Annotated in this window: 8 protein-coding genes; all 8 read right to left on the reverse strand. The window is 50.4% G+C overall.

Going from position 1 to position 12650, the window contains the following annotated elements; translation table 11 throughout:
• Positions 1 to 2: 2 nt before the first annotated feature.
• Complete coding sequence (locus ACFQRK_RS11195; RefSeq protein WP_379006596.1) at positions 3 to 3431, reverse strand: SusC/RagA family TonB-linked outer membrane protein; 3429 nt, start codon at positions 3429 to 3431, stop codon at positions 3 to 5.
• A gap of 170 nt (positions 3432 to 3601) precedes the next feature.
• Entirely contained in the window at positions 3602 to 4834 is a 1233-nt protein-coding gene (ilvA, locus tag ACFQRK_RS11200; RefSeq protein WP_379006598.1) for a threonine ammonia-lyase IlvA, read from the reverse strand.
• Entirely contained in the window at positions 4831 to 5922 is a 1092-nt protein-coding gene (gene leuB, locus ACFQRK_RS11205) for a 3-isopropylmalate dehydrogenase (RefSeq protein WP_379006599.1), read from the reverse strand. The genes ilvA and leuB overlap by 4 nt, the downstream gene beginning before the upstream one ends.
• A gap of 69 nt (positions 5923 to 5991) precedes the next feature.
• A complete protein-coding gene (locus ACFQRK_RS11210) occupies positions 5992 to 7554 on the reverse strand; it encodes an alpha-isopropylmalate synthase regulatory domain-containing protein (protein WP_379006601.1) in 1563 nt (520 codons plus the stop codon).
• A 2-nt stretch (positions 7555 to 7556) separates the two neighbouring features.
• Positions 7557 to 8153, reverse strand: a complete 597-nt coding sequence (gene leuD, locus ACFQRK_RS11215) for a 3-isopropylmalate dehydratase small subunit (RefSeq protein WP_379006603.1) — start codon at positions 8151 to 8153, stop codon at positions 7557 to 7559.
• Positions 8154 to 8157: 4 nt separating this feature from the next.
• Entirely contained in the window at positions 8158 to 9555 is a 1398-nt protein-coding gene (gene leuC / locus ACFQRK_RS11220; protein WP_379006606.1) for a 3-isopropylmalate dehydratase large subunit, read from the reverse strand.
• A gap of 31 nt (positions 9556 to 9586) precedes the next feature.
• Positions 9587 to 11116 (reverse strand): 2-isopropylmalate synthase, encoded by a 1530-nt coding sequence (locus tag ACFQRK_RS11225; protein ID WP_379006608.1) that lies wholly within the window; start codon positions 11114 to 11116, stop codon positions 9587 to 9589.
• 45 nt (positions 11117 to 11161) lie between these two features.
• Positions 11162 to 12628, reverse strand: coding sequence for an ATP-binding cassette domain-containing protein (locus ACFQRK_RS11230; protein WP_379006610.1), 1467 nt, complete (start codon positions 12626 to 12628; stop codon positions 11162 to 11164).
• Between the last annotated feature and the right edge of the window lie 22 nt (positions 12629 to 12650).

Here is a 12650-nt window from a genome sequence, read left to right on the forward strand (position 1 = left end):
GTTTAGAATCCTACCTTCAATGTAAATGCCCACGACCGGGTCATCGGCAAAAATCCTTCTTCGCCATAAAAGGCCGTATTGTTCGAATTATTGGACGCCGGGTTGTAATTATAAGGGAGGCTGTTGTATAAATACAGCAAATCGCGCCCAATTACAGAGAGACTCAATGCATTGAGTTTCAGCTTCCGGCAGAACGTTTGCGGGAATGTATAACTTAGTGCCACTTGACGAAGCGAGACCCAGGAATTTTCGAATATCCAATAGTCGGATACACCGGTAGAAGAAGACCCATAGCGGTAATAGTAGTGGGGCGCATGAGTAGGCTCCACGAGTCCTTGCTCGTAGGCTTCCTGGTAGGTCATGCCCCCCACGTTGGCTTGCCCGCCTCCGGGTTGTGGTACTTGGAACCCTTGGGGAAACACACCATCGGGAATGATGCCGTCATCATACTCCTTGCCATCCCAGTCACTGACCCACGTGATGCCGCCGTATTCCGGATCCCTGCCGAACAGGGTGTTGGGCAAAACACCGGTATGCGTGCCGTAACGATAGGTGGCCATCACGAAGTCACCACCGATCTTGGCGTCAACCAGGACATTCAGGCTGAGATTTTTAAAACGGAATGTGTTGTCCCAACCGCCCCGGAATTTTGGATTGATATCACCGATATCCTGAATCGTGTTGCTGCGGGCAGGAAATGCCGCACGGGCATCTGTACGGTATTGCAGGACATCTTTCCCATTGTGCGGGTGGTCAATCGGATTCCCGGCATCATCAGTGGCTTGAAACTTAAGCGCTTGGATGGAGCTCCGTAGGGTGCCGTATGATTTCCCGACAACCGCCCAGCTACTTACCTCCGCAATATTTGCTCCCAGGTTATATTCAGTTCTGCCTTCATACAATTCTACGATGAGGTTGCGGTTTCGGGAATAGTTGAGGGCGGTAGACCAGGAAAAGTTGTCGTTGCGCACGGGCACGGCATCCACCGCCAGTTCGATCCCCTTGTTTTGGATGTTTCCGGCGTTGATCAGGATGGCGTCCACACCCGATTCGAAGGGGGTGGGAATGTCAACGATGTGGTTATACGTGTTGTCTAGGTACCAGCTGAAGTCGACCCCAAGGCGGCTGTTGAGGAAGCGTGCTTCAAGCCCGATTTCCTTGGCTATTTTCCGTTCCGGCTTCAGGTTCTCCGTACGAACCCTGCGGTCGCCAAAGGTCGATATAGGTAACGTTTGTCCATTACGGTTGTTGGCATAACCGCTAAACTCGAATCCGGGGTTGAGCACAAAAACATCCGCATCACTACCCAGCGCTGCTAGATTGGTGCGTAGTTTGCCATAAGATAGCCATGCCGGCAGTTGGAAGGTTTCCGTAAATAGCCAGGATAAACTTGCAGCGGGGTAATTGTAAAAATTATTGCCGGTACCATCCGAATAGGTCAACGCCGATGCCCAATCGCCCCGCCATGTGCCTTGTAGATAGAGTTGGTTTTTGTAGGCTAAGTCAACGCTGGCATACAGGGAATTGAAGGCCCTACGGAAAGTGAGCCCGCCTTCCGTCTTTGGCTGGTTGACCGAATTTTCCAGAAAGTAATTACCCGGATAGCTTAGCCCCCCATCGGTGAAGCCCCTTGTAAATGAATTTTCCGCCCGTTGTATCTCGCCCCCGATGTAGCCGCTCAGTTCAAGATCGGGTGCGAGGGTGCGATCTACGGTCAGCATTCCTTTTAGGAAATAGCTTTCTTTGACTTCATTGCCTAACGAGTAAAGTCCGCCGGTAAAATTCTGTCCCTGGCCCAGTTCTTTCTCTTCCGTTTTCGTATAGGTGTTGTTGAAATTCCCTTCCAGGATCAGCTTCGACCAATCCGTGAGGGAAGCGGTGACCGCTAGTCGCCCGCGGATCATTTGTTCCCGCTGTAAATACTGGTTTTCGAAGAGATTGAACCAAAAGCGGCTCTCGGGTGCTTGGTTGGTCTCATCGGGGTTTCCCCGGTCAGGCGCACCTCCCAGGGTACTGGTGTAATGCTCACGTTGCATCCAATACCGCGTATCGTAATTGCGGGGCATCATCCAGGTAAAGAGCTTACCATAGTTGTAAGAAGCAAATGGATCAAGGCCGCCTAATCGCGGGGGGTTAAGGCCACGGAAACTGGTGTAATCGGCGCTGCCATCCAGGCTGATGCGCTTATTTAATTCGTGGGTAGCCCGTAGGCTGAAGGCATGTTTTTCGAGGTTATTGTTATAAACGATGCCCTTGCTTTCGTTACGGTTGTAGGAGAACCGCAGCGTGGACCGGTCCGAGCCCCCGCTCACCGCCACGTTGGTATTGTATCCTACACCGTTGCGGAATGCATCCAGAAAATTGTTGGGCTGGGGAAGGTACCGGGTTGGCGTTCCGTCGTAATTCAATACTTCCTGTCCCTCCATCCTCGGCCCCCAATTTTCCAATTCACGGTTGCGGCCCGCATCGATATAGGGCTTACCCGTTGCCGGATCGGTGGGGAATATCTTGGTGTAATACGCCTCGTCGGGGTTGTAATTGGGATCGCGGAAGTCGGTGAAAAACGGGCCATTGGTGCCGCCCCCAAACACATTCTGGAAATCCGGTCCGGCATACGGCTCAAAGATATTAACGGTTTGATTGAACTCCACGCCCAATCCGGATCGCGCCTGCCCTTTCTTCGTTGTGATCAACACCACGCCGTTGATCGCCCGTGAGCCATACAAGGCGGCGGCAGATGAACCTTTTAAAATGGATACACTTTCAAAGTCTTCCATGTTTAGGTTTTTCAGGTCATTGCCGAAATCGCGTCCATTGCCTTCGAATATATCATTGTCCATGATTGCGCCATCGATTACGAAAATCGGCTGGTTATTTTTCCCCAGGGTGGAATTTCCACGGATCAGAATCTTGGAATTGCCGAATAGTCCGCCGGCCCCTCCCTGGTCAATCTGTACTCCGGCTACCCTGCCCTGCAGCGCATTGATGGGGTTCACCTCGTTAGTGATGGCCAGGTCACTTCCCTTCACATCGGTCACCGAATAACCGAGACTTTTCTTTTCTTTGGTAATGCCCAATGCGGTAACTACGACTTCGCTCAATTGCGCTTGGTCGGCCTGCAGACGGACCGTAAGTATCGTCTGATTACCTACGGGTACCTCTTGTGCCAGGTAACCGAGAAAAGAAAAAGACAGTATCGCGTCGCCAGTGGCACTGATGGTAAAGCCTCCGTTAGCATCTGTGTTCGTGCCGACGTTGCTTCCCTTGACGCGCACAGAGACGCCAGATAGGGGGCTGTTGTCTGCAGCATCCAATACATTTCCCCTGATTTGGATGTTTTGGGCAAAAAGACCTGACGCCGTGGCAAGTCCCGCCAGCAGCAAAAGGAACTTCCCAGCCAAGATTTGCCCTTGTGGTAAAATCCTTTTCATAATTTGTTTTTTGGTGGTTAATCCGCTAACAAAAATATACAAATATTTGCCATAGTTCAAAACTTTTTATTGAATTTTAAAAACTTTTGAAAGATTATAAAAAACCAACAAAACTTACCTTGATGTTGTTTTGGATAGCGAGGAAATCGGAAAAAATTTTATCGATTTGGTTAAATCAAATATTCAAATAAGGTCTGGTCGCTGTTCACTTCTTTGAAGTCAAACCGGTGGGTACGCATGCGCGCTATCAAGGCGTCGTAATCGGAAGCATTCTGTAATTCGATACCTACCAGCGCCGGTCCGCGTTCGCGTTGTGTTTTTTTGATGAACTCAAAGCGCGTAATGTCATCGTGAGGCCCCAATACATCATTGACAAACACTTTTAGCGCCCCCGGGCGCTGGGGGAAACGGACAATGAAGTAGTGCTTTAAGCCTTCATACAATAGGGATAGCTCTTTGATTTCGCCCATTCGGTCGATATCGTTATTGCCGCCGCTTATGATGCATACGACATTTTTTCCCGTTATTTTATCGCCGTAAAAATCAAGGGCAGCTACAGCCAGGGCGCCGGCCGGTTCGGCCACGATGGCGTCTTTGTTATACAGTTCAAGAATGGTGGTGCATATCCTTCCTTCAGGGATGAGATGCATGTCATCCAGCAGTTGGTGGCAATATTGATAAGTCAAATCACCGATGCGTTTTACAGCGGCACCATCAACGAAGCGATTGATTTCAGCAAGTGTAACGGGGCCGCCGTGCTCCAAGGCCGTTTTCATGGAAGGCGCTCCCGCGGGTTCCACGCCATAGATGTGGATTCGGGGATTTTTCGCTTTGAGATAGGTGCCCGTTCCAGCGGCGAGGCCGCCTCCGCCTATGGGGATGATGACAACGTCTGTTTCAGGTCGATCCTGCAAAATCTCTACGCCTACGGTTCCCTGTCCTTCGATGATTGCCGGGTCATCGAAAGGATGGACGAAGGTCATATTGTGCGCATGGGCATATGCCAATGCCGCCCGCTGACAATCGTCAAAGGTATCCCCGGTAAGAATGATTTCAATTGATCCCTGGCCGAACATTTCCGTTTGGCTGATTTTCTGCCGGGGGGTCGGTTCGGGCATAAAGATCACCCCGGTGATGCCGAGCCGTTTGCAGGAAAAGGCTACCCCTTGCGCGTGGTTGCCGGCACTTGCGCAAACGACGCCTTTTTTTCTGTCGGCTTCGGAAAGCAGGCTGATTTTGTTAAAGGCACCCCGCAATTTATAAGATCTAACGACCTGTAAGTCCTCCCGTTTGAGGAAGATGGACGCGTGGTATTTTTCCGAAAGCCGTTGGCTGTATTGCAACGGAGTATGCGCGACCACCTCCTGTAAACGATGGGAAGCCGATTCGATCTGTTTAATCATTGAACAGGTGTTTCAGCGGTTTCCGGCAGACCGATCTGAGCGGCCAGCCAGTCGCCTACTTCGCTGGTCTTATAGGCTTTGTTTTTTCCTGCCAGGTCTTCGGTCACGATCCCTTCTGCCAACGATTTGTCGACTACCGATCGAATAAGAGCAGCTTCTTCTTTCAAGCCGAAAGCGTCTTCGAACAGCATGGCTGCAGAAAGTACGGTTGCCAAAGGGTTGGCAATGTCTTTTCCAGCGGCCTGCGGATAAGAGCCATGGATCGGTTCAAACAGGGACGTATGCAAACCAACGGATGCCGAGGGCATCAAGCCCATAGACCCCGAGATTACGGAAGCCTCATCGGTCAGGATATCACCAAAGAGGTTTTCGGTGATGATCACGTCATAAGAGGATGGCCATTGTACCAAACGCATGGCTACGGCATCCACAAATTCGTAGCTAACTTCCACTTCAGGAAAATCCTTCTCCATATCCTGCACGGTTTCCCGCCACAGTCGCGAACTTTCCAATACATTGGCCTTATCCACACAACACAGCTTTTTGCGGCGGTTCATGGCCATCTCAAAGCCCAATTTAGCCAATCGCTGTACTTCTTCGCGCGTATAGGTACACGTGTCGAAAGCGGTGTCCCCGTTGTCTTTCCGTCCCCGTTCGCCGAAGTAGATGCCACCGGTTAGCTCGCGGAGAATAATCAAATCGGTTCCTTCGATCCGCTCCCTTTTCAACGGAGAGTTGTCGATCAGGGAAGGAAAGGTAAAGGTAGGACGGACGTTGGCAAAAAGCCCCAACTTTTTGCGCATCTTCAGAAGCCCTTGCTCGGGTCGTACGGGTGCCTTCGGATCATTGTCGTAACGTGGGTGGCCAATGGCACCAAACAACACCGCATCGGCGGCCAGGCAAATCTCGTGGGTAGCATCCGGATACGGATCGCCAACTGCATCAATGGCGGCAGCACCTGTTAATGCCGAAGTCCAATGTATTTTGTGGCCGAACTTTCCGGCTACCGCATCCACTACTTTTACAGCCTGATCAACTACTTCCGGTCCAATTCCATCACCGGGTAGAAGTGCAATATTTAATTCCATTTTTTATAAAGTCAAAAGTTAAAAGTCAAAAATAAAAAAATCCGGAAGTCCGAATAGTTAAATCTCAAATCATCTACTGTCCATTGTCTCCAATCCAACAGTACGCGCCGCGTTCAAGACGATGTTCAGCATCTTTTGGGTGGCTTTGATGGCAGAGACCGTCTGGTCGGAGTCCAATCCGCGGGTGGAGAAGGTCCGCTCACTCGTTTCCCAGGTGATGGTGGTTTCACAAAGTGCGTCCGAACTGCTGCCCGGCGCGATGCGGACGTTATAATCAATTAGATTTGGCAACTGGATGTGATTCTTGGCGTACGCCATCGTCAGGGCATTCATGAACGCATCAAATTGTCCATCTCCCTGCGCATGCTCCTCAAACAGTTGGCCGTGGATCCGTATCGCGATCGTCGCCGAAGGGCGAAGACCTTTGGCGTGATTGAGCACGTAAGACTCCACAAAAATCTTTTCATCATGCGCCTTGGTGGTGAGTACGTCCGAAATGATATAGGGCAGGTCATCCATCGTGACCGTCTCCTTTTTGTCGCCCAGCTCAATAACCCGTTGGGTCACTTTTTTCAGGTCTTCCTCGTTCAGCTTCAATCCCAGTTCCTGAAGGTTCTTCTCGATGTTCGCTTTCCCCGATGTTTTCCCCAGCGCATATTTGCGTTTTCGTCCAAAACGTTCCGGCAACAGATCGTTAAAGTACAGGTTATTCTTATTATCGCCGTCGGCATGGATACCGGCCGTTTGGGTGAATACATTATCACCGACAATGGGCTTGTTGGCGGGTATCCGAACGCCCGAGAAATTTTCCACCAGCTTACTCACGGTATAGATGGCCGACTCCTGAATGCCGATTTCCACATCATCTAAAAAGTCGTTGATGACCGCTACGGCACTCGCCAATGGAGCGTTTCCCGCACGTTCACCCATTCCGTTTACGGTCAGGTGCAGTCCTTTGATTCCGGCTTTCACGGCCTCCAGCACGTTTGCGGTACCGAGATCATAATCGTTATGGGCATGAAAGTCGAAATGAATTTGCGGATAGCGTTTCCGCAGCGCTGAAATGTACGCAAACGTTTCGGAGGGAGTCAGCACGCCCAACGTGTCGGGCAGCATGATCCGGTCAACGGGCTGTGAAGCCAGAAAATCCAGGTATTCCGTGACGTATTCGGGAGAGTGGCGCATCCCATTGCTCCAGTCTTCGAGGTATACATTGGTGCGGATCCCGTTTCGTGCGGCCTGTTCGATGACCGTGGCGATTTCCAGAAAATGTTGTTGAGGTGTTTTCCGAAGCTGGTGCGTTAGGTGGTTCAGCGAACCTTTGGTCAGCAGGTTTTGCACGTTTACACCCGCTTGCTGCATCCAGGCAATGGATACTCCGTTATCCACGAAAGAAAGCACTTCTACACGGTCCCGGTATCCGTTGTTTTCCGCCCAATTAGTAATGGTTTTTACCGCTTCAAATTCCCCTTGGGAAACTCTTGCCGAGGCGACTTCCACACGGTCGACGCGGAGTTTCTCCAGCAGCAGTTGGACGATGGTAAGCTTTTCCGAAACCGAAAACGACACGCCCGAGGTTTGTTCACCATCGCGCAGTGTCGTGTCCATGATTTCTATCTTCCTTCTTTCCATCGTTATAGCGGAAGGGTTTTCGAAAATTCTTCGATATCAGATTTCATGTTGAGCAGGTAGTCGATGTCGTCAAACCCATTCATCATGTTTCCTTTTTTGTAACTGTTAATGTCAAATGATTCCTTTTCGCCGGTTGCCAGTAGCGTAACGGTCTGTTCGGGTAAGTTTACCTCCAGTTCCGTATTCGGATCGGCATAAATTTCCGCAAAGATCCGTTCCAGGAAGTCTGCACTCACCTGCACCGGCAATACGCCAATGTTGAGGCAGTTGTTCCGGAAGATATCGGCGAAAAAACTCGATATGACGCAGCGGAAACCGTAGTCATAAATTGCCCAGGCTGCGTGCTCTCGGGAAGATCCTGAACCAAAGTTTTTACCCCCCACCAGGATTTTTCCCCGATAGGTCGGATCGTTTAAAACGAAATCTGCCTTGGGGGTATTGTCCGCGTTATACCGCCAATCGCGGAACAGGTTGTCACCGAATCCCACGCGTTCCGTAGCTTTCAAAAACCGGGCGGGGATGATCTGGTCCGTATCAACGTTTTCGATGGGCAGCGGTACTGCCGTACTTTTCAATATATTAAAACTGTCGTATGCCATGTCGTTATTGGATAAGGGTCCTTGGATCGGTTACTTTTCCGGTTACCGCTGCTGCCGCCGCTACCAATGGGCTGGCCAGCAAAGTTCGGGCACCGGGGCCCTGACGGCCTTCGAAATTACGGTTTGAGGTGCTTACCGCGTACTTACCGGCCGGGATTTTGTCGTCGTTCATGGCCAGGCAAGCCGAACATCCAGGCTGCCTCAACGTGAAGCCCGCTTCAGTGAGGATGTCAAGAATGCCCTCTTGTTTGATTTGCTCTTCTACTACGTGTGACCCCGGTACCAACCAAACGGTTACATCATCGGCTTTGCGCTTTCCCTTTACGAGTGAGGCAAACGCTCGGAAATCCTCGATGCGCCCGTTGGTGCAGCTTCCCACAAACACGTAGTCGATTTTCTTGCCCATCATGGGTTCTCCTTCGTGAAATCCCATGTAACCCAGGGATTTTTCGTAGGTGGCCTTGCCGCCTTCCACCTGTTCTGCAGAGGGAATTTCATCGGTAATGCCAATGCCCATGCCCGGATTGGTTCCATACGTAATCATGGGTTCGATTTCGGAACCGTCAAAAACCAGTTCCTTGTCAAATACGGCATCCTCATCGGTCTTCAGCGTTTTCCAATAAGCCATGGCTTTGTCCCAATCCGCTCCCTTCGGACTGAATTCCCGGCCTTCGATGTAGTCAAAGGTGGTTTGGTCTGGAGCAATCATTCCACCGCGGGCACCCATTTCGATGCTCAGGTTACATACGGTCATGCGGCCCTCCATGGTCATTTGCTCGAATACATTGCCTGCATACTCCACGAAATAGCCAGTGGCGCCGGATGTGGTCAGTTTGGAAATGATAAATAAGGCCACATCCTTGGGAAGGACCCCTTTGCCCAATACACCATTGATGGTGATGCGCATCTTTTTCGGCTTCGGCTGCATAATGCATTGGGTGGACAATACCATCTCCACCTCCGATGTGCCGATGCCAAATGCGATGGCGCCGAATGCACCGTGGGTTGAGGTATGCGAATCACCGCAGACGATCGTAGCGCCCGGTTGGGTGATGCCGTTTTCCGGCCCGATCACGTGGACAATCCCATTCTTGTAGTGTCCCAATCCCCAATGCCGGATGCCATATTCTTTTGTGTTTTCTTCCAACGCTTTCAACTGGTTGGCAGACAAGGGATCCTGCACGGGCTTATCCTGATCAATTGTCGGCGTGTTATGATCGGCCGTCGCAAATGTGCGCTCGGGATACAATACACGGATCCCGCGATTCCTCAGTCCCAGAAATGCCACCGGACTGGTCACTTCGTGAATAAGATGCCGATCAATAAATAACACATCAGGCCCCCCCTCGATCTTTCGCACTACGTGTGCGTCCCATACCTTGTCAAATAATGTCTTACTCATTTTTATAGTTGTTGTTTTGTTTTTTAACCCCTTAATAACTCACCGTGTCCAATACAATGAACTTGTTTAATGCATCCAAATAAGCATTGGCTGATGCCCGGACAATATCCGTACTGAATCCGTAGCCCATGTAGGATTTGTCTTCATACACTACCCGCATATCCACCTTACTGACATCGTCGCTGCCGCCGTGGATAGAGTGGATATTGAATTCTTTGATTTCTACGTGTTTTCCCGTGATTTGCTCAATGGCTTTAATGGTAGCACTTACCGGTCCATTGCCAGCCGCTGTGGCTGTGTATTCCTCTCCATTGTATCCCAGTTTGATAGTTGCTACGGGAGCTTCCTGATCACCGGTGGTTACCTGCAATGCATTGATGGCAATTCCGTTTTTGAAGCTTTCTTCCGTTTTATGCCCCATCAACTGCAACAGGTCGTCGTCCTTAAGTTCCTTTTTCACGTCGGCCAACTCAAGAAACCGCTGGTAAACCTGATCGAGATCTATGCGCTCGATGGTATAACCCAAACGTTCCAGGTGGTGCCTGAGGGCATGGCGGCCGCTGCGGGCTGTCAAAATAATTTCCGATTGGTCGATACCGACGTCTTCGGGATTGATGATTTCGTAGTTTTCACGATGTTTGAGCACCCCATCCTGATGGATGCCGGAACTGTGGGCGAAAGCATTTCTACCCACGATGGCTTTGTTCGGCTGCACGGGCATGCGCATCATGCGACTCACCGTCGTACTGAGCGGATACAGCTGTTTCGTGTTGATCTGGGTATGTAACCCCAGTGATTGATGGGTTTTCAAGGCCATCACCACTTCTTCCAACGACGTATTCCCCGCCCGTTCGCCGATGCCGTTGATCGTGCATTCAACCTGACGCGCACCATTTTGTAAGCCTGCCAGACTGTTAGCCGTAGCCAGTCCCAAGTCGTTGTGGCAATGTACCGAGATGATGGCCCGATCGATATTTTTGACGTTTTCTTTCAAGTAGTTGATCTTCGCGCCATATTGCTCCGGAAGGCAATACCCATTGGTGTCGGGAATATTGACCACGGTTGCGCCCGCGGCGATGACGGCCTCAATCATCCGGGCCAGGTACTCGTTATCTGCTCTTCCTGCGTCTTCTGCATAGAACTCAACATCTTCCACAAAAGACTTGGCGTACTTAACGGCTTCCACCGCTCGCTCCAGGATGGCCTCCCGGGTGCTGTTGAATTTGTATTTAATATGCATATCGGACGAGCCGATACCTGTATGGATACGCGGTCTTTTGGCATATTTCAGTGCTTCGGCAGCACGGTCGATGTCGCCTTTGATAGACCTCGTGAGGGCACAGACGGTTGGTTCTTTAACCAACTTGGAGATCTCCACCACACTGTTGAAATCCCCGGGGCTCGAAATCGGGAATCCCGCTTCAATCACATCCACGCCCAACGCTTCCAACGCTTCGGCGATGATAAGCTTCTCGGGAGTGGTCAATTGCGAACCCGGCACCTGCTCTCCATCCCGGAGGGTGGTGTCAAAAACATATATGCGATTTGGATCGTGCAACATAATACGTTGTTTTTTTTGTTTCAGTTATGCGTTATAGCCGCCTGCTTAATAAGCAAGTTCGTTTATCTCTTCGATTACCTGTACTTCTCCTTTTTCCAATACGATTCTCTTTTCCAAACAACTGGGTAACTGCGTCTCGTAGTGGCCGACATAAATCAGCGTTTTTCCGAAACCACATAATTCATCGACCACGGCATTGAAAAGTGTCGTTTGTGATTGGTCAAGTCCTTGGCACGGTTCATCCAATATCAACAACGGTGGGTTTTTGATGATGGTTCGGGCCAGCAAAACCAACCGCTGTTTTCCTAAAGGCAACGTGGTAATTAGCCGGTCTTTATCTGCCGTTAGATCAAAAAAAGCCAAGAGTTGATGGATCTTCTGTTGCTTTTCGTAGCTTACGTGTCTGAATAAGCCGATGCTATCATAGAACCCCGAGGCAATTGCTTGCCATACGGACGCGGTTTTATCAAAATACCAATGCAGTTCGGGAGAGATGAGACCGATACGTTCCTTAATTTCCCAAATGCTTTCACCGCTACCGCGCCGATGGCCAAAAAGCCGGATGCGGTTGGCATAAGCTTGCGGATGATCGCCCGTAATCAGGCTTAGCAACGTCGATTTTCCCGAACCGTTATGCCCTTGGAGTAACCACTTCTCACCCCTTCGAACCGTCCAATCAACCCCGCTTAATACCTGTTTCTCACCATAGCGGATGTGGATATTCTCCATCTCAACCATGATGTCGGCGGAAAACGCCGGTACTTCCCGCAAAAAGGGCGGTAATTCCTTCGGTATGCGGTTTGTATCTTTTGACAGCATCCCTACGGAGTCCACTTGCCTGAGCTTACCATCTGCAATTTCGGCAAACCGGTTGATGCAACGAGGCAGGTTTGTCTCATTCGTAACCAGCACAAGCTGTACACCGTCGGCAGCATGTCCGTCGAAAAAGTCATTCAGCTTTTGGCGCGATGCCTTATCCAGTCCGGTGTAGGGTTCATCCACGATGAGTAGCTGCGGTTTTAACCAAAGTGCTTTGACCAGTTGCAATTTTTTGTGTTCGCCGCTGGAGAGCTCAATCAATTGCGTGTTTTTCAGGTCCGCCGGGCCAAAAAGATCAAGGTACGGCGTCAGGTCCTCCATGGAAAGATCCTCGGATTTGGCATAGGCTGCTAACTCCGCGTACACCGTCAGCGTGTCGTTTTTTTGCTGTTTGTTATAACGCTGTTGGTAGTAAAAATTGCGGTCCCCTTCCAGGTTGGTAAACTGATACCAATTGGAGACATACAGGACACGCGGCGGCCTGGGAGACTCCCGATCAAAGTGAATGCGGATGGTGCCGCTTGTTTTTTCAAGTCCTGCCAGTGCTTTTGCCAACGCGCTTTTACCCGAACCGCTTTTTCCTCCGATCAGCCAAAACTCATCACGGTGGATTTGCCAGTCCAATTGATCCAGTACCACCTGATGTGCATACTGTAGGTTCAATTGGGCGATATGGACAAATATGTCAGTCATTGTTGTAAGATACAAACTTATG

This window comes from Parapedobacter sp. GCM10030251 (assembly GCF_042666505.1).
Lineage (GTDB): Bacteria > Bacteroidota > Bacteroidia > Sphingobacteriales > Sphingobacteriaceae > Parapedobacter.

What these genes read in the sequence shown, in the direction of transcription:
- ilvA (WP_379006598.1), bottom strand. Translation starts at nt 4,834, where the DNA reads ATGATTAAACAGATCGAATCGGCTTCCCATCGTTTACAGGAGGTGGTC.
- leuB (WP_379006599.1), bottom strand. Translation starts at nt 5,922, where the DNA reads ATGGAATTAAATATTGCACTTCTACCCGGTGATGGAATTGGACCGGAA.
- ACFQRK_RS11210 (WP_379006601.1), bottom strand. Translation starts at nt 7,554, where the DNA reads ATGGAAAGAAGGAAGATAGAAATCATGGACACGACACTGCGCGATGGT.
- leuC (WP_379006606.1), bottom strand. Translation starts at nt 9,555, where the DNA reads ATGAGTAAGACATTATTTGACAAGGTATGGGACGCACACGTAGTGCGA.
- ACFQRK_RS11230 (WP_379006610.1), bottom strand. Translation starts at nt 12,628, where the DNA reads ATGACTGACATATTTGTCCATATCGCCCAATTGAACCTACAGTATGCA.
- ACFQRK_RS11225 (WP_379006608.1), bottom strand. Translation starts at nt 11,116, where the DNA reads ATGTTGCACGATCCAAATCGCATATATGTTTTTGACACCACCCTCCGG.
- leuD (WP_379006603.1), bottom strand. Translation starts at nt 8,153, where the DNA reads ATGGCATACGACAGTTTTAATATATTGAAAAGTACGGCAGTACCGCTG.
- ACFQRK_RS11195 (WP_379006596.1), bottom strand. Translation starts at nt 3,431, where the DNA reads ATGAAAAGGATTTTACCACAAGGGCAAATCTTGGCTGGGAAGTTCCTT.